This window comes from Pararhizobium qamdonense, assembly GCF_029277445.1.
Taxonomy (GTDB): Bacteria; Pseudomonadota; Alphaproteobacteria; order Rhizobiales; family Rhizobiaceae; genus Pararhizobium; species Pararhizobium qamdonense.
In genome coordinates this window covers 2,102,955-2,121,267 of sequence record NZ_CP119566.1, presented here as the reverse complement: position 1 = coordinate 2,121,267, position 18,313 = coordinate 2,102,955, and the positions used below count along the sequence as shown (strand labels likewise).

Genomic DNA, 18,313 nt, shown 5'->3' with positions numbered 1-18,313 from the left:
TCGCCATCCGGTCCAATCTGCAAGGCTTTCGCGGTTAGAATCGCAATGCTGACCCATCAGTGTTGATGGTGAAGATAATTGCAGTGGGCCGTCATTCCAAATCACTGTTTCTTTCGCTTTGTTACGCACCGCACACAGGGTGCTTAGCCCTTGAAAGAATTCAGAAATTCATAAAAAATGCCCGGGCGCAAACCCGGGCATTTCGGCAAGGAGGAAGGTGGGCAAAAAAATCAGTTCGACTGACGGCGCAGGAACGCCGGGATTTCGAGCTGATCGTCTTCATGGGCACGCGGCTGCGAAGCAGCGCGGGCACGGTCATCGAGGGGAGCTGCCCGGCGCGGCGCGTAAACGCTCGCTTCGGGCGACAACGGACGGCGCTGCTGCGAGGATGCAGCCGGCGCACCGGCGGTCATGTCGGCAGCGACATCGTGGCTTTCTTCTTCGCGGCGGCCGAGCGAATTGGTGATTCGCTTGAGCAGGCCCATCGGGCCGCGCTCTTCGTGCTGGACCGGCTGTGCACGGTGCTCAGCTTCGGCCTTGACCATCGGCGGGAAGTCTTCGACGCGTGGCATGCGGACCTGTTCGGCCTGCTGACGGATCACCGGAGCGACGGGTTCCTGGCGAACCGGTGCCTGGGCGACCGGCTGCTGGTAGACCGGCGCCTCGACAGCGCGCTGAACCGGAGCCGCCTGAACGATCGGCTGCTGTTCGGCCGGTGCTGCACCTGCAAACAGCTTGCTCTGCGGACGGAAATCGTCCTGAGCCTGCTGAACCGGTGCCGGTGCACCACCGCGCGGCATCGACAGGAACAGTTCGCGTTCCAGTTCGGCGGCGCGGATGGCTTCGGCGATCGAATCGCTGGTCTGCTGGACCGGCTGGGCGGCCTGCGGCTGGACTACCGGCTGCTGGGCAACCGGAGCCGGCTGCTGAACGGCAACCGTCTGCTGTACCGGCGCTGCCGGGATGGCGATGGACGGACGAACGATCGGCTTGGCAGCTACCGGACGAAAGTCAGCATTGCGGCCGGCCACCTCCGCAGCTGTGCGATCGATACCCGTTGCCACGACCGAAACGCGGATGAGGCCTTCGAGTTCTTCGTCGAACGTTGCGCCGAGGATGATGTTGGCGTCCGGATCCACTTCCTCGCGGATACGGGTGGCAGCTTCGTCAACTTCGAACAGCGTCAGGTCACGGCCACCGGTGATCGAGATCAACAGGCCCTGCGCGCCCTTCATCGAGGTCTCGTCGAGCAGCGGGTTGGCGATCGCGGCTTCGGCTGCAGCCATTGCGCGGCCTTCGCCGGATGCTTCGCCGGTGCCCATCATGGCGCGGCCCATTTCGCGCATCACGGAGCGAACGTCCGCGAAGTCGAGATTGATCAGGCCTTCCTTGACCATCAGGTCGGTGATGCAGGCAACGCCGGAGTAGAGAACCTGGTCGGCCATCGCGAACGCATCGGCGAACGTGGTGCGGTCATTGGCGATCCGGAACAGGTTCTGGTTCGGAATGACGATCAGGGTATCGACGGACTTCTGCAGTTCCTGGATGCCCATGTCAGCGAGGCGCATGCGGCGCTGGCCTTCAAAATGGAACGGCTTGGTGACGACGCCGACCGTCAGGATGCCCTTGTTGCGGGCAGCCTGGGCAACGACGGGAGCAGCACCGGTACCGGTACCGCCGCCCATGCCGGCGGTGACGAAGCACATATGCGTGCCGTTGAGGTGATCGATGATTTCATCGATGCACTCTTCGGCGGCCGCACGCCCGACTTCCGGCTGCGAACCGGCGCCCAGGCCTTCGGTCACGGCAACACCCATCTGAATGATGCGCGACGCCTTGGTCATGGTCAGCGCCTGGGCATCGGTATTGGCGACGACGAAATCGACGCCTTCGAGGCCTGCGGTGATCATGTTGTTGACAGCATTGCCGCCGCCGCCGCCGACACCGAAGACGGTGATGCGGGGCTTCAGCTCGGTGATATCCGGCTTTTGCAAGTTGATCGTCATTGTACCCGTTCCTTCCTGGTTTCTGGCCGCCTTGCCGAGCCGGCCAAATCACTAAATCCCGTATTGCACCCGTTCAGCACGATGCCGAATGGCTCAAAAGCTTTCCTTCAGCCATTGACCCATGCGGGCGATACGGCTGTTGTTTCCTGCAAGCGACGAGAGCAGACCGCCCTGCGCCGCATGTGTTTCCATGTCCGCGACCTGCGGATAGATCATCAGGCCGACAGCCGTCGAAAAGGCCGGGCCCTTCGCTGCCGCCGGCAGTCCGGAGACGCCGAGCGGACGGCCGATGCGCACGTTGCGGGCCAGAATCCGGCGTGCCGATTCCGGCAGGCCGGTCAGCTGGGCCGCCCCACCCGTCAGAACGACGCGCTTGCCGACGATCGGCGAGAAGCCGGACCGCTGGATGCGGTCGCGGATCAATTCCAGTGTTTCCTCGATGCGGGCCCGCACGATGCGCGAAACAAGCGCGCGCGGCACATGCGTCGGCTGATCGCGGTCGTCCTCGCCGATCGGCGGAACGGACACAATATCGCGCTCGTCGGCGCTGTTGGGCAGTGCCGAGCCGTGAACGACCTTCAGGCGCTCCGCATCCTCGATGCGGGTCGAAAGACCACGCGCCAGATCCGTGGTGACATGATGGCCGCCGAGGCTGATCGCGTCGGCATGAACCAGCTTGCCCTCGGCAAAGACCGAGATCGTCGTGGTGCCACCGCCCATGTCGATGGCGGCGCAACCGAGTTCGACTTCGTCATCGACCAGCGCTGCAAGACCGCTTGCATACGGTGTCGCCACGATGCCTTCGACCGACAGATGAGCGCGGTTGATGCACAGTTCGAGGTTCTTCAGGGCAGCGCGTTCCGCCGTCAGCACATGCATATCAACGCCAAGCGCATCGCCGAACATCGCCAGCGGATCGCGGATGCCGCGCTCGCCGTCGAGCGAAAACCCCGTTGGCAGCGAATGCAGGATGACACGGTCCTGGCGCAGCGACTGCTGACCGGCAGCCGCCAGAACCTTCTTCAGATCGGCGGCATCGACTTCCTGGCCACCCAGATCGATCGAGGCCGTATAGATATCGCTCTGCAGACGGCCGGCGGAAATATTGACGATCAGGCTGTCGATGGTAAGCCCAGCCATACGCTCGGCGGCATCGACGGCGAGACGGACGACACTTTCGGCCGCATCGAGATCGGCGATCACGCCGTTCTTCATGCCGCGCGACTTGTGATGGCCGATGCCGATGATCTCGATCGAATGGGTACGGCCCGGCAGGATGGCGCTTTCGGCTTTCGGCGTCAGCCGGCCGATCATGCAGACAACCTTGGTAGAACCGATATCGAGCACGGAAACGACATGCGACCGCTTCGAAGAAAGCGGCTTCAGACGCGGCAGCCCAAAATTAGAGGAGCCGAAGATGCTCATGTACGGCCTTCCTTTTCCTGCTTCTTCAACATCTTCGTGCGGGCTTCCAGAACGGTCTGGCGGCGGGCCGCGGCTTCGGGGGTCAACTGGATCGTGGTGCGGTCCTCCAGCCTCAGATCGACCGCGGCAATATCGCGCTCGAGCAATTGCTGGCCCTCTTCCATCGTCGACAGCACCTGCATGGCACGGTCGAGATCGTGCTCGGGCAGCTTGATGTTGATGCCGTTGTCGAGGATCAGGTCCCAGCGGCGGCCGGCAACGCGGACATAGGCTTTGACCCGCTTGCTGATTTCCGGCCACTGCTCGAAGCGGGCATAGAAACCGGCAGCCGTAGTCTCGGCATCGCGGCCGACAAACAGCGGCAGCTCGGAGAATTTATTGTCGCGCAGCGGCGCAATCACGCTGCCGCTGGCTTCGATCAGCGACAGGTCGGAACCGTGCTGCCAGATGCCGAATGCCTTGCGCTCCTTGAGATTGACCTCGATCGTGCCCGGATAGACCTTGCGCACGGCAACGTCCTCGACCCAGGGCATTTCGCTGATCAGCTTGCGCGCCATGCCGATATCAAGCGCAACCAGCGAGGTCGCGCCGTCAAGGCCCAGCTGCTGCAGGATGTCGATTTCCGAGGTCTGGTCATTGCCGGACACCTTGACGTCCTCGATCGCAAATCCGACGGCCGACGTGGTGGTCTGGGCAAAATCCTGGCTATGGCCGCCGAGCGACATGCCATAGAAACCGGTCGCTGCAAAAAATGCCAGCGCGGACGCCGTGCCGGTATGGGGCACGAAGTGAATGCGGCCCGTTCCGAGGCTGACGAGGAAACGCACGACGCGGCGCAGCGGCCGCGGCAAAACGCGCTGACCATCAAGATCAGCCGCTTCCAGCGGAGCCCGTCCTCGACCTGCTTTCCTGCCCTTCAACGCAAACACGACGCGTCCTCCACGATCCACTTGAGGAATTCACCAAACGTATGGCCAGCATGAACAGCCATTTCAGGAACCAGAGAGGTAGGAGTCATGCCTGGCTGAGTATTGACCTCCAGCCAGATGAGCTCTCCTTCTGCAGAGAAACGGTCGTCGAAGCGGAAGTCGGAGCGGCTTACGCCGCGGCATCCAATCGCCTGATGCGCCATGACTGAGAGTGTTTGTATTTTTTGGTAAATATTCGGTAAAATATCCGCCGGGATGACGTGTTTTGAACCGCCTTTCACATACTTTGAATCGTAATCGTAAAAGGCGTGTCCCTGGGGTATCACTTCCGTGACGCCCAGCGCCGTGTCGCCCATCACGCCGCAGGTGAACTCGCGGCCATAGACGTAGCGTTCCACCATCACCCTGTCGCCATAGCGCCACTCGCTGGAGGTTACGATCTGCGGCGGATGCGACTGGTCTTCCTTGACCATCACGACGCCGAAGCTGGAGCCCTCACGAACCGGCTTGACCACATATGGCGGCTTCATCGGATGATCGGAGCCGAAATCATGGCGGTCCATGACGCGCGCCTCGGCCACCGGAATGCCGGCGGCACTGGCGACAAGCTTGGCCTGCGCCTTGTCCATGGCGAGCGCCGAGGCAAGCACGCCGGAATGGGTATAGGGAATTTGCAGATACTCGAGGATGCCCTGGATCGTGCCATCCTCGCCGAAAGGGCCATGCAGGGCATTGAAGGCGACATCCGGGCGCAGGGCCGAAAGAACGGATGCAACATCACGATCAACATCGATTCGGGTGACGCGGTAGCCTTCGGCCTCCAGCGCATCGGCGCACGCAGTCCCCGAAGACAGGCTGACCGGCCGCTCCGAAGAAAATCCGCCCATAAGGACAGCCACATGCTTGCTCATCAAAACCCCCGACATTACGCCAGCCTTACAAATCGCCGCTTGCGCCTAGCTTGTTTCCGGCGCGAGTCGCGTCCGTCAGGCACATCCCCACTAGAGCGTCATTATGGTTAATGAACCGTTTACTTTGGTTAACTCTATCCAAGAGATCGGTGAAATATTTTCGCACCGACTCAAAATTGCGCTTCGATTCATCTCTTAGAATCAGAGTGTTAATTGCGGCGCAAGAAAAAAGGCCGGTGACGTGGCCGATAAAATGGCAAAGGCCCCGCGCTGTCCGCGCAGGGCCTTCGAACGTAAAAGCCTGGCAAATGGCAGTGTCCTAGTCGTCTTCGCCGACCACTTTCCAGACGATCGCGCCAATGGCGGCACCGGCGATCGGGGCAAGCCAGAACAGCCACAACTGCTGCAGCGCCCAACCGCCAACAAACAGCGCCTGGCCGGTGGAGCGGGCCGGATTGACCGACGTATTGGTGACCGGGATCGAGATCAGGTGAATGAGCGTCAGGGTGAGACCGATGGCGATCGGCGCAAAACCGACGGGCACGCGGCCATGGGTGGCGCCCAGAATGACGAAGATGAAGAAGCCGGTCAGAAGCACTTCGATGACCAGAGCCGATGTCAGCGAATAGCCGCCCGGCGAATGCTCGCCGTAACCATTGGCGGCAAAACCGCCGAGCTGGAAATCAGCCTTGCCGCTTGCAACCAGATAGAGGGCTGCCGCCGCAGCGATGCCGCCCAACACCTGCGCAATGATATAACCCGGCAGCGAGCCGGCCGGAAACTTGCCGGCAACCGTCAATCCCACCGACACCGCCGGATTGAAATGGCCGCCCGAAATGCCGCCGACGGCATAGGCCATGGTCAGCACCGTCAGGCCAAAGGCAAACGAGACCCCGAGAAGGCCGATACCAACGTCCGGAAAAGCTGCCGCCAGCACCGCGCTGCCGCAACCGCCGAACACCAGCCAGAACGTTCCCAAAAATTCCGCAGAAAGCTTCTTGAACATGATTTCCCCTTCGCACGAAGCAAATGCCCCTAAAGTGCCTAATGCGCATGATCAGCGCCTCCCTCAGACCCCCTGAAGGAAACGCATGCGCATCCCAGCCTGTTTGCCGCACCCGGTCGCCGGATACACAACTCAAGATTTGCCACAATTTGAGTCCGGTCAAGGATTGCGCGAAAATTTACGCTTTTAAGTGGCATTTTTGGTCAATCTGCTGAAATGAAAGGCGATATCGCTGTTTTGGCGACAGTTTTGTGATCGAATCACCCCGAATACTTGCCGATAGTTGCGCATGAAGGGTTTTATTGCTGCGGCGTCTGCGTTAAAGCCGGGCCGCTGCCATCCAAGACGGCAACACCCATTCCAATACGGATACATGATAATGAGCGACACAGTTTCCACGTCGCCGACGGCAGCGCCGTTGAACAAGGGCCCGCTCAATTCGCCGGCCCGCGTTCTGCTTGCAAGCCTGGTCGGCACGACCATCGAATTCTTTGACTTCTACGTCTACGCCACCGCCGCGGTGCTGGTGTTCCCGGTGCTGTTCTTCCCGAACACCGATCCGACCACCGCACTTCTGGCCTCCTTTGCCACCTTCTCGATCGCCTTTTTCGCGCGCCCGCTCGGTGCCGTGGTGTTCGGCCATTTCGGCGACCGCATCGGCCGTAAGACCACGCTGGTCGCGGCTCTTTTGACCATGGGCGTCTCGACCGTCATCATCGGCCTGTTGCCAACCTATGAGCAGATCGGCGTCATCGCACCGCTGCTTCTGGCGCTGTGCCGGTTCGGCCAGGGTTTCGGTCTCGGCGGCGAATGGGGCGGCGCTGTCCTTCTGGCCACGGAAAATGCGCCGGAAGGCAAGCGCAGCTGGTACGGCATGTTCCCGCAGCTTGGCGCACCCGTCGGCCTTTTCCTGTCCTCGGGCGCCTTCTGGCTGCTTCTCCACCTGATGACCCAGGAGCAATTGCTCAGCTGGGGCTGGCGCATCCCCTTCGTTGCCTCGATCGTCCTCATTGCCGTCGGCCTTTGGGTGCGCCTGTCGATCACCGAAACACCGGCCTTCCAGAAGGCCATCGACAAGCATGAGCGCGTCGAGGTTCCGGTGATGGAACTGTTCCGCCATCACAAGCGCAGCCTCTTCCTCGGCACGTTCGTGGCGCTGGCAACCTTCGTGCTGTTCTATATCGGCTCGGCCTATCTTTTGTCCTACAACGTCAAGGTCCTGAACATCCCGTTCCTCGATGCGCTGGAAATCCAGATCGTCGGCTCGATCCTGTTCGGCATCTTCATCCCGATCGCCGGCAAGCTGGCCGAACGCTTCGGCCGCCGCGAGGTGCTGATTGCAACGACCGTCCTGATCGGCATCTTCTCGTTCTTCCTGAACGTCCTGATGACATCGGGCGAAGGTGCAATCTTCGTCTTTGCAATCATTGCCATGGCGCTGATGGGCATGACCTACGGCCTGATCGGCACGGCGCTCGCCGCCCCCTTCCCGACCAATGTGCGCTACACCGGCTCGTCGATCACCTTCAACCTCGCCGGCATTTTCGGAGCCTCGCTTGCGCCTTATGCAGCGACCTGGCTGCAGGTGAACTACGGCATGGCCTATGTCGGCTACTATCTCGGCGCCGCCGCCGTCATCACGCTGATCTGCATCCTGCTCTCGGGCAAGGACGAAGTCTAAGCTTCAGCAGGCCTCAAACACAAAAAGCCGCTGCGGATCGCTCCGCAGCGGCTTTGTTATATCAGAGCATTGACAGCTCATGCCGTCAGTTCACCCAGGAATTCCTTGACCTCGTAGCCCGGCATGAACGTGCCGATGCGCTTGATTTCCCATTCGAGCGAAATGCCCGAGGTCTCGAACACGCGCTGGCGCACGGTCTCGCCGAGATATTCGAGTTCGTAGCCGCTCGCCTGGCCGGTATTGATCATGAAATTGCAATGCATCGGCGACATCTGCGCGCCGCCGATCATCATGCCGCGGCAACCGGCCTCGTCGATGAGCTTCCAGGCGGAATGGCCGTCCGGGTTCTTGAAGGTCGAACCGCCGGTCTTTTCGCGGATCGGCTGCACGGTTTCGCGATGCTGGCGCACCGCATCCATGTCGGAGCGGATCTTGGCCTTGTCTTCGAGATAGCCCTCGAAAATGGCATGGGTGAAGATCAGGTCCTTCGGCGCCGAGGAATGGCGATAGCTGTACCCCATGTCCGCATTCGACAGCACATGCGTATTGCCCCTGCGATCGACCGCGTGGACCTCAACGACCCGCTCGCGCGTCTCGCCGCCATTGGCACCGGCGTTCATGCGCAGCGCGCCGCCGATCGTGCCGGGAATGCCGTAGTAAAACGCGAAACCGCCAATGCCGTGATCGAGCGTCATCGCCGCCAGATTCTTGTCCGGGCAGATCGCTCCGGCTTTCACACGCGTCTCAGAAATCAGTTCGACATCGCCAAAACCCTTGGCAGACAGCCGGATGACAACGCCCGGAATGCCGCCATCGCGCACCAGGAGGTTGGAGCCGACACCGGCGACCATGACGGGGACGTCTTCCGGCAGCAATTTCAGGAAGGCGACGAGATCGTCGGCGTCATGCGGCTGGAACATCAGCTCGGCCAGACCACCGGCACGAAACCAGGTCACCCGGTCCATCGGCGCATCCGGCGTCAGACGTCCGCGCAACTCCTTGACGCTGTCCCCGAGCGAGGCCAGTAGCTTTTCACCATTTACCTGTTTCATGCGGAATGTCCTGAAATGCCTGCGAGTTCCTTTGGAAGTGCGGCAGCCCAATAGGTGATGCTGCCAGCCCCCAAGAGAACCACAAAGTCACCCGGTTGTGCAATGGCTGATACAATCGGAGCGATTGCTTCCGGACCTTCAATGAACCGCGCGTCGCGATGGCCGCCGGCCTTGATGCGGGAAACGAGTTCCTGCGAATTGATGCCGTCGATCGGATCTTCGCCGGCCGAATAGACCGGCGCCAAAAGGATCGTATCGGCCTCGTTGAAGCAGGCAGAAAAATCCTCAAACAGGCTGTGCAGGCGTGAGAACCGGTGCGGCTGATGCACCGCGATGACGCGGCCCTGGCAGGCTTCGCGCGCCGCTTTCAGCACGGCCTTGATCTCGACGGGGTGATGTCCATAGTCGTCGTAGACGCGGACATTGTTCCATTCGCCGGTAAAGGTGAAGCGGCGCTTGACGCCGGCAAAGGCGGCCAGTCCCTTGGCGATATCCTCCGGCGAAATGCCCAGGCGCTGGGCAACGGCGATTGCGGCGGTCGCATTGGACACATTGTGGCGGCCCGGCATCGGCAGGCGCAGGTCCTTCATCTGGATTACCTTGCCGGTGCGGCGGCGGCGGATCTCCACATCGAACACGGAGGTAGCGCCATCCATGCGGATGTTGGAAAAGCGCACGTCGGCCTGCGGGTTTTCGCCGTAAGTGATGACCTTGCGGTCCTCGATCTTGGAGACCATCGTCTGGACTTCCGGATGATCGAGGCACATGACACCGAAACCGTAGAACGGCACATTTTCGACAAACTGGCGGAACGCGGCGCGCACGGCATCGAAATTGCCGTAGTGATCGAGATGTTCAGGATCGATATTGGTGACGACGGCGACGTCGGCCGGCAGTTTCAGGAAGGTGCCGTCGGATTCGTCGGCCTCCACCACCATCCACTCGCCCTCACCCATGCGGGCATTGGTGCCATAGGCATTGATGATGCCGCCATTGATGACGGTCGGATCGAGACCACCGGCTTCCAGAAGTGTGGCAACCATCGAGGTCGTCGTCGTCTTGCCGTGCGTGCCGCCAATGGCGATCGCATTGCGGAAGCGCATGAGTTCGGCGAGCATTTCGGCGCGGCGGACCACCGGCAGCAGCTTTTCGCGCGCCGCGATCAGTTCCGGATTGCTCTTCTTGATGGCAGTCGACACCACGACCACTTCGGCCTCGCCAATATTCTCCGCCTTGTGGCCGACAAAGACCTCGATGCCCTTGTCGCGCAGGCGCTGGACGTTGGCGCTATCGGCCTGGTCGGAACCCTGGACCTTATGACCGAGATTGTGCAGCACCTCGGCAATACCGCTCATGCCGATACCACCGATACCGATGAAATGAACCAGGCCGATCGTCTGCGGCATTTTCATGAGCGTGTTTCCTTGAACTGTGCAATCGTCGAACCGCTGGCAATAGCTTCAACCATGGCGGCAAGCAAGCGGGCCGCATCCGGTTTACCCGCCTGTTTGGCATTGGCCGCCATCGTGGCGAGCTTCTCCGGGTTGGTCATCGCGCCCGTGAGGATCTTGCTGAGTTTCTCCGCAGACAGTTCCGACTGGACGATCACCTTGGCGCCCCCGGTTGCCGCCAGCGCTGCGGCATTGGCCGCCTGATCATGATCGAGCGCATAGGGATAAGGCACCAGGACCGCCGGCCGCCCGATCACGGCGATTTCCGAAACCGTGGAGGCACCGGAACGGCAGATGACCAGATGGGCTCTCGCGATCCGCTCGGCCATATCAGTAAAGAACGGCGCGATATCGGCATTCATCTCAAGCCTGGCGACGCAGCCCTCGACCATCGGCATGTCTTCGGCGCGCGCCTGCTGCGTGATCTTCAGGCGCCGTCTCAAATTGTCGTCGAGAAGGCTGATCGCTGTTGGCACGGTCTTGGAGAAATATTGCGCGCCCTGGCTCCCGCCGAACACGACAAGGCGAAACTCCTCACCCTCGCCGGATGGCTGGTAGGGCACCTTTGCCGCCTCCAGAACCGCCGGCCGTACCGGATTGCCCGTCGTCACAGTCTTCGCCGCATAGGGGCCGTTGGTTTCCGGCAGGAACCCGCCGGCAATTGCCCGGACGCGATTGGCCAGCGCCTTGTTGGCGCGGCCCATAACGGCGTTCTGTTCATGGATCATCGAGGGAATGCCGGCGCGCACTGCCGCAAGCAACGGCGGAATGGTCGGATAACCGCCGAACCCAACCACGACCTTCGGCCGCACTTTTTTCATGAGACGGCCGGCCACGCGGATGCCGGACCAGAGCGTCCACAGCGACGACGCCACCTTCAGCGGGTTCTTCGAGCCGATCGTCGCTGAGGGCACGACATGGATTTCATCGGCCGGAAACTTGCCGGCAAAGCGCTCCGCCCGGCTGTCCGTCACCAGATGGATGGAATAGCCGAGCGCCTTCAACTCGTGCGCCAGCGCCTCCGCCGGAAACAGATGGCCGCCGGTACCACCGGCGGCGAGCATGATAATACCTTTGGTCATGTTCAGTCCTTAATCTCCCGCCTATTCGGCCGGAACGCCCATGCCGGAGCGAAACAGGCTGCGCTCGACAGCGCGCTTTTCCGGACGATGGCGGGTCAACGCCAGGATGAACCCCGCCGTCACGCAGATCGCCACCATGGACGAACCGCCGTAGGAGATCAACGGCAGGGTCATGCCCTTGGCCGGCAGCAACTGCAGATTGACGCCGATGTTGATCATCGACTGGATGCCGATCTGCAGGACAAGTCCAGCCACGGCAAAACGGTTGAAATCATTGCGCTCGCGAAAAGCGTGGCTGAGGCCGCGCATGACGAGGAACGCGAAGATCAGTACGATGACCATGCAAAAGACGATGCCGAATTCCTCGGCCGCAACCGAGAAGATGAAGTCGGTATGGCTGTCGGGAATGATCCGCTTGACGATGCCCTCGCCCGGCCCCTGGCCGAACCAGTCGCCCCGGATGATCGCCTGCAGCGCCGTATCCACCTGAAACGTATCGCCCTCGCCGGTCATGAACCGGTCGATACGGCCGGCCACGTGCGGCAACACCGTATAGGCAACGACCAGGCCGCCGACAGCCGAGCCGCCAAGCACCACGATCCACAGCCACGGCATGCCGGCCATGAAGAACATGCCGCCCCAGACGGCGGTGGTGAGGATCGTCTGGCCAAGGTCGGGCTGGGCGACCAGAAGTGCGGCGACAATGCCGAACAGCAGGATGGCAAACAGGTTGCCGGGAATTTCCGGTTGGCGGGCATGTTCGGAAAACAGCCAGGCACAGACGACGACGAAGGCCGGCTTCATGAATTCCGACGGCTGCACCGACAATCCGGCAAGCGAGATCCAGCGCCGCGATCCCTTGACCTCCGCTCCGAAAAACAGCGCCAGAACCATCATGGCGAGCGACGCCAGAAGCAGGATCATCGCGGTGCGGCGCACCTGGCGCGGCGACATGAAGGAAATGCCGATCATCACGGCGAGCGACGGCAAAAGGAAGGCCGCATGCCGCTTGACGAAATGGAAGCTGTCGAGATTGAGCCGCTCGGCCACAGCCGGGCTTGCCGCGAAGGACAACATGAAGCCGATGCCCATCAACAGAATGAAGGTCGCCAGGAAGAACCTGTCGATCGTCCAGAACCAGTCGGCCACGGGGCCACGTTCGGCACGGCTTACCATTTCTTCGTCCCCTTCAACGGCGCGTCCGGCGCCACTATCGCAAAGTCAGGGTCATCGCCCTCAAATCAGCATCGTCACGCCATCGATCGCAGCCACATGGCTCACGAACGCATCGCCGCGCACTTCAAAATTCTTATACTGGTCGAAGCTTGCGCAAGCCGGGGACAAAAGGACGGCCGATTGCGGCGCCTCGTCGCTGGCCGCGTCCGTTGCAGCATGGGCCACCGCCCGCTCCAGAGTCCCGGAAATTTCGAAGGGAACAGTTTCCCCAAGCGTGGCTGCAAAAGCCGGTGCGGCCTCGCCGATCAGGTAGGCCTTGGCGATCCTTGCAAAGAACGGCGAAAGCGACGCGATCCCGCCCTCCTTTGGCAAGCCGCCGGCAATCCAGTAGATGCGGTCGTAGCTCGACAAGGCGGGTGCCGCAGCATCGGCGTTGGTCGCCTTGCTGTCATTGACGAAGACGACATTGCCCTTGCGGCCAACCGGCTGCATCCGGTGTTTCAAACCCGGGAAAGACGACAGCCCAGCCAGAATTTCGCGTTCGGAAACGCCGACCGACAGGCAGGCCGCTATCGCGGCGGCCGCATTCTGGGCATTGTGATTGCCGCGCAAGGTCGCGATACCATCGAGATCGGCAACGACTGCCGCCAGGCCACCTTCGGCGCGCATGACGCGCGTGCCGTCGGCATAAAGTCCTTCGCCGAGGGCACGATGGCGGGCGATGCGGATGACGCGGTGCCCGGAAAGCGTCGCCCGGTCGGCGATGGCCTCGGTATAGACGTCATCGACACCAACGATCGCCGTATCGCTGCCTGCAATCAACCGTTCCTTGATGTCAGCATAATGCTCCATGCTGCCGTGCCGGTCGAGATGATCGGGCGTCAGGTTGAGCAGGATGCCGGCAGACGGGTTCAGCGTCGGGGCAAGGTCGATCTGGTAGGACGAGCACTCGACCACATAGAACCGGTCAGCCGCCGGCGGATCGAGCGTCAGAACCGCAGTGCCGATATTGCCGCCAAGCTGCGTGTCGCGGCCGCTGGATTTGAGGATATGTGCAATCAGCGCCGTGGTGGTCGATTTGCCGTTGGTGCCGGTGATGGCGATGAACGGGCAATCCGGCGCATGCGCCCGCCGCTCGCGCACGAACAGCTCGACATCGCCGATGATCTCGACACCGGCTGAATGGGCGAGATCGACGGTCCAATGCGGTTTCGGATGCGTCAGGGGAACGCCCGGCGACAGAACGAAGGCGGAGAAATCCGCCCAGTTCACCTGACGGAGATCGCCAGTGCCGATCCCGGCGGCAGATGCCTTGGCGACGCTGTCTGGATTGTCGTCCCAGGCCGTGACATCGGCGCCACCGGCAACCAACGCCTGCGCGGTCGCAAGGCCCGAACCGCCGAGCCCGAACAGGGCGACCTTTTTGCCGCTGAATGTGGTGACCGGTATCATCGTCTCTTACCGCAGCTTCAGGGTCGAAAGGCCGACCATGGCCAGAATAACCGCAATGATCCAGAACCGGATCACCACCTGGCTTTCGGTCCAGCCGAGCTTTTCGAAATGGTGATGGATCGGCGCCATCAGGAAGACGCGCTTTCCCGTGCGCTTGAACCAGAAGACCTGGATGATCACCGACAGGGTTTCCATCACGAACAGGCCGCCGATGATGACCATGACGATTTCATGCTTGGTGGCGACGGCCACCGCACCAATCAGGCCGCCGAGCGCCAGCGAACCGGTATCGCCCATGAAGATGGCGGCGGGCGGTGCGTTGAACCACAGGAAACCAAGCCCGGCCCCGATGACAGCCCCAAGAATCACGGCGAGCTCACCGGTCCCCGGCACGAAATGGATCTGCAGGTAGTTTGCAAACACCGCGTTACCGGCAAGATAGGCGATCACGCCGAAGGACGCGGCAGCGATCATCACCGGCACGATGGCAAGCCCGTCGAGACCGTCGGTCAGGTTGACGGCATTGCCGGCGCCGACAATCACGAAGCCGCCGAACAGGATGAAGAAATAGCCGAGGTTGAGCGTGAAATCCTTCAGGAACGGGAATGTCAGCGATGAGCCGAATGTCGAGCCCGAGACACCGGCCGAAAGCGCCGTGCGCATCATGAAGTACACGGCGATGCCCGCGACCAGGAATTCGATCCCGAGCCGCGCCTTGCCGGAAAAGCCCTTGTCGGACTGTTTCGTCACCTTCAGATAATCGTCGTAAAAGCCGATGGCGCCGAAACCGAGCGTCACCAGGAGCGTCGAGACGACGTAGACGCTGGAAAGATCGGCCCAGAGCAGCGAGCTGCCGACGATACCGGCAAGGATCATCAGGCCACCCATGGTCGGCGTGCCGGCCTTCTTGAAATGGGTCTGCGGGCCATCCGCGCGGATCGGCTGTCCGCGTCCCTGGCGCACGCGCAGCGACGAAATCATCCGCGGTCCGAACAGGAATACGATCAATGCCGAGGTGAACAGGGCGGCGCCGGTCCGGAACGTGATGTAGCGGAACAGGTTGAAGAATTGAAAATGGTCCGCCAGTTCGACAAGCCAGATGAGCATGAGGGACCTTTCCCCAAAGGTTCGTTGCAGATTCATCCATCAGAATCACCTGATGGAAGGATAACTGCGTCCTATCAAAAGTGTCAGCATAGAACAGCGGCGAAGAATGCCTTGTCCTGCCTTTATTCAGCGCGATCCGGACTTGCAGAGGCCGGATATGTCTCAAGAAGAGCCGAAACGATCCTGCCGCAGCCCGTGCCCTTCGACGATTTGATCATCACCACGTCCCCGGCGGCGATGGCGCCAAGCGCAAATTCCTTCAACTCATCGACCGCCTGGCGGTATTCGACCCGCATGCCTTCGGGCAAAGCATCGCGCAGATGCGCCATGTCTTCGCCGGCAAGCCAGATGTCGGTAATGCCGGCCTCGACCAGCGGCGCGGCAAGCCCGGCATGAACGGCGCTGGAAGAGGCGCCCATTTCCAGCATGTCGCCTAAAATGGCGATCCTGCGGCCACCGTCCGGCAGAGCCGCATCCTGCAGAAGCGAGATCGCAGCCCGCATCGATGCGGGATTGGCATTATAGCTTTCGTCGATCAGGACAAATGTCCCCTGCCCGATGGACAGGCGATGGCGGGCGCCGCGGCCTTTTTCAGGCTGAAGCGTTGTCAGCGCCGCAAGTGCTGCATTCATATCCGCGCCGACGAGGCTGACAGCCCCAAGCGCCGCCAGGGCATTTTCGGCGATATGGCGCCCGGGAGCCCCCATCTGGATTTCCAGCGTCCTGCCATCCAGCGCCGCCCACAACACGCCACCTTCGGAGCCGCCCGCATATTCGACCAGGCGGAAATCGGCTTTCGCGCTGCTGCCGAAGCTATGGACATGGGCAACGCCCAGCGCGTTGGCGGTTTTCTCAAGTGCTGCAAACTGATCGTTGTCGCGATTGAGGATCACATGGCCGTCATCGACGAGGCCTTCCATGATCTCAGCCTTGGCAGCGGCGATTTCCTCAAGGTCCTTGAAATTGCCGAGATGGGCGGCTGCGATCGTAGTGATGATGGCCACATGCGGACGCACCATCTTGACCAGCGGCCGGATTTCGTCGGCATGGTTCATGCCGATTTCGAAAATGCCGAAATCGGTATTTTCCGGCATGCGCGACAGGGTGAGCGGCACGCCCCAGTGATTGTTGAACGAGGCGACGGAGGCGTGAACCCGGCCGGAAGGCTGCAGCATGTGCCGCAGCATCTCCTTGGTCGTGGTCTTGCCGACCGATCCAGTGACGGCGATGATCTTGGCCGCACTGCGATCGCGCGCAGCACAGCCGAGCCGCACCATGGCATCCAGCACGTCATCGACGACGATCATCGGCGCGTTGAGCCGCCCGAGCGCAGGAAGCTTGGCTTCGCTGACAACCAGCAGCGTTGCACCATTGGCCATCGCGATACCCGCATAGTCATGACCATCGACCCGGTCGCCCTTGATGGCGAAAAAAGCCTCGCCCTTGCCGATGGACCGGCTGTCGATGGAAATGCCGGTGATGCCCGCAGGCAGATTGCCCATCGGACGGCCATGCATGGCCGCCATCAGATCGCTTGTGGTCCACAGAAAGTTCAAATCAATGACCTCCCAATGCCTTGCGCAGTTCGGCGTGATCGGAGAACGGCAAGGTGACGGAGCCGATGGTCTGCCCCTCCTCATGTCCCTTGCCCGCAACGATCAGCGTGTCGCCCGATTTCAGCATATCGACGGCAGCCTGGATGGCTTCGGCGCGGTCGGCGATCTCGGTGGCGCCCTTGGCCGCAGCCATGATTTCACTGCGAATGACGGATGGCACTTCCGAGCGCGGATTGTCGTCGGTCACGATCACGACGTCGGCCAGCCGCGTGGCGATCTCGCCCATGATCGGGCGCTTTCCCTTGTCCCGGTCGCCGCCACAGCCGAACACCACGATGACGCGGCCGGTGGTGAATGGGCGAACCGAGGTCAGGACGTTTTCCAGCGCGTCCGGCTTGTGGGCATAGTCCACATAGGCAAGCGCGCCCTCCTTGGTGTGCCCGACCAGTTCAAGGCGGCCGGACGCACCCTGCAGCTTTTCAAGCGCCGCCATGGTCGCCCTGGCGCTGACGCCGGTCGACATGGCAAGCCCGGCCGCAACCAAAGCATTCGAAATCTGGAAATCGCCGGCCAGCGGCACATGCACTTCGAAAATCTCGTCGCCGACATGGATCTCAGCAATCTGCTTGTGCCGGAAATGCTCGACGCGTTTCAGCGACAGGTAGTCGCCCTTGCGGCCGACGGTCAGCACCAGATGCCCGGCAGCCCGTGCCGCAGCAATTGCCTGCCCCGACCAGGCATCGTCGGAAAAGATGACGGCCGGCGAGCCCTTGGGCAGAACACCGTCGAACAGCCGCATCTTGGCAGCCATGTAGTCCTCGATGGTCGGATGGTAATCCATATGATCGCGGCCAAGATTGGTGAACCCAGCGGCGGCAAGCCGTACGCCATCGAGGCGGTTCTGGTCCAATCCATGGCTGGAGGCTTCCATCGCCGCATGGGTAACCCCTGAATCGGCAAGTTCGGCCAGAAGCTTGTGCAGGGAGATGGGATCGGGCGTCGTCAGCGAGCCATAATCGTTACGGCCCGGCGCGATCACGCCGGTGGTGCCTATCATCGCGGCTGCAAAACCCGCATGCGCCCAGATCTGCCGGGCAAAGGACGCAACCGAAGTCTTGCCCGCCGTACCGGTGACGGCGACCATCGTATCGGGCTGGTGGCTGTAAAAGTTGGCGGCGGCAATCGCGAGCACGCGGCGCGGCGTGAAGGCGGAGAGAACCGGAACCGGCGTGTCACCGGCAGACTTCACGCCTGTGACGACGGCTGCGGCGCCCCGGCTGATCGCCTCGTCGATAAAGCCCTTGCCGTCGGCCTTGCTGCCTGCAACAGCCACGAACAAAGACCCCGGCGCAACCTGCCGGCTGTCGGCGGTGATCGCGGCGATATCGATATCACCGGCCGCATTGTCCAGCTGTGCCGCAATTTCCGGGAAATCCTTCCCGATCAGGTCTTTGATCTTCATGGATGCACTTTTCAGTT

The 18,313-nt window shown here is 61.6% G+C and carries 14 protein-coding genes; 1 reads left to right on the top strand and 13 read right to left on the bottom strand.

All coding sequences use genetic code 11. The features are described 5' to 3' along the window. Nucleotides 1–230: 230 nt before the first annotated feature. The 5 genes from ftsZ to aqpZ all read right to left on the bottom strand — a co-directional run bounded on the left by ftsZ (nucleotide 231) and on the right by aqpZ (nucleotide 6,277). Nucleotides 231–2,006 carry a cell division protein FtsZ gene (ftsZ, locus tag PYR65_RS10160; protein ID WP_060638820.1) on the bottom strand — a complete coding sequence of 592 codons (1,776 nt, stop codon included), beginning with the start codon at nucleotides 2,004–2,006 and terminating at the stop codon, nucleotides 231–233. A gap of 93 nt (nucleotides 2,007–2,099) precedes the next feature. Continuing rightward, nucleotides 2,100–3,431 carry a cell division protein FtsA gene (gene ftsA, locus PYR65_RS10155; RefSeq protein WP_060638819.1) on the bottom strand — a complete coding sequence of 444 codons (1,332 nt, stop codon included), beginning with the start codon at nucleotides 3,429–3,431 and terminating at the stop codon, nucleotides 2,100–2,102. Further along, nucleotides 3,428–4,360, bottom strand: coding sequence for a cell division protein FtsQ/DivIB (locus PYR65_RS10150; RefSeq protein ID WP_060638818.1), 933 nt, complete (start codon nucleotides 4,358–4,360; stop codon nucleotides 3,428–3,430). Before PYR65_RS10150 ends, ftsA begins: the two co-directional genes overlap by 4 nt. Next, nucleotides 4,348–5,274: a D-alanine--D-alanine ligase gene (locus tag PYR65_RS10145; protein WP_156383194.1), complete on the bottom strand. Its 927-nt coding sequence runs from the start codon at nucleotides 5,272–5,274 to the stop codon at nucleotides 4,348–4,350. Before PYR65_RS10145 ends, PYR65_RS10150 begins: the two co-directional genes overlap by 13 nt. A gap of 316 nt (nucleotides 5,275–5,590) precedes the next feature. Beyond that, a complete protein-coding gene (aqpZ, locus tag PYR65_RS10140; RefSeq protein WP_276120882.1) occupies nucleotides 5,591–6,277 on the bottom strand; it encodes an aquaporin Z in 687 nt (228 codons plus the stop codon). 379 nt (nucleotides 6,278–6,656) lie between these two features. On the opposite strand from aqpZ, the gene PYR65_RS10135 reads away from it, so the two are divergent. After that, nucleotides 6,657–7,958 carry an MFS transporter gene (locus PYR65_RS10135; protein WP_276120881.1) on the top strand — a complete coding sequence of 434 codons (1,302 nt, stop codon included), beginning with the start codon at nucleotides 6,657–6,659 and terminating at the stop codon, nucleotides 7,956–7,958. A 77-nt stretch (nucleotides 7,959–8,035) separates the two neighbouring features. Here PYR65_RS10135 and murB read toward each other — a convergent pair whose 3' ends face one another. From murB to PYR65_RS10095, 8 genes are all read right to left on the bottom strand, one after another. Then, nucleotides 8,036–9,010 (bottom strand): UDP-N-acetylmuramate dehydrogenase, encoded by a 975-nt coding sequence (gene murB, locus PYR65_RS10130; RefSeq protein WP_276120880.1) that lies wholly within the window; start codon nucleotides 9,008–9,010, stop codon nucleotides 8,036–8,038. Further along, nucleotides 9,007–10,422, bottom strand: a complete 1,416-nt coding sequence (gene murC, locus PYR65_RS10125) for a UDP-N-acetylmuramate--L-alanine ligase (RefSeq protein ID WP_276120879.1) — start codon at nucleotides 10,420–10,422, stop codon at nucleotides 9,007–9,009. Before murC ends, murB begins: the two co-directional genes overlap by 4 nt. Then, nucleotides 10,419–11,543: an undecaprenyldiphospho-muramoylpentapeptide beta-N-acetylglucosaminyltransferase gene (gene murG, locus PYR65_RS10120; protein ID WP_276120878.1), complete on the bottom strand. Its 1,125-nt coding sequence runs from the start codon at nucleotides 11,541–11,543 to the stop codon at nucleotides 10,419–10,421. Before murG ends, murC begins: the two co-directional genes overlap by 4 nt. Nucleotides 11,544–11,564: 21 nt before the next feature. Then, entirely contained in the window at nucleotides 11,565–12,719 is a 1,155-nt protein-coding gene (gene ftsW, locus PYR65_RS10115) for a putative lipid II flippase FtsW (RefSeq protein ID WP_060638812.1), read from the bottom strand. 60 nt (nucleotides 12,720–12,779) lie between these two features. Further along, nucleotides 12,780–14,171: a UDP-N-acetylmuramoyl-L-alanine--D-glutamate ligase gene (murD, locus tag PYR65_RS10110; RefSeq protein WP_276120877.1), complete on the bottom strand. Its 1,392-nt coding sequence runs from the start codon at nucleotides 14,169–14,171 to the stop codon at nucleotides 12,780–12,782. A 6-nt stretch (nucleotides 14,172–14,177) separates the two neighbouring features. Further along, nucleotides 14,178–15,278, bottom strand: coding sequence for a phospho-N-acetylmuramoyl-pentapeptide-transferase (gene mraY / locus PYR65_RS10105; RefSeq protein WP_060638810.1), 1,101 nt, complete (start codon nucleotides 15,276–15,278; stop codon nucleotides 14,178–14,180). Nucleotides 15,279–15,400: 122 nt separating this feature from the next. Next, entirely contained in the window at nucleotides 15,401–16,834 is a 1,434-nt protein-coding gene (locus PYR65_RS10100; protein ID WP_276120876.1) for a UDP-N-acetylmuramoylalanyl-D-glutamyl-2,6-diaminopimelate--D-alanyl-D-alanine ligase, read from the bottom strand. 1 nt (nucleotide 16,835) lies between these two features. Next, on the bottom strand, nucleotides 16,836–18,296 hold the full coding sequence (locus PYR65_RS10095; RefSeq protein ID WP_276120875.1) for a UDP-N-acetylmuramoyl-L-alanyl-D-glutamate--2,6-diaminopimelate ligase: 1,461 nt from the start codon (nucleotides 18,294–18,296) through the stop codon (nucleotides 16,836–16,838). Between the last annotated feature and the right edge of the window lie 17 nt (nucleotides 18,297–18,313).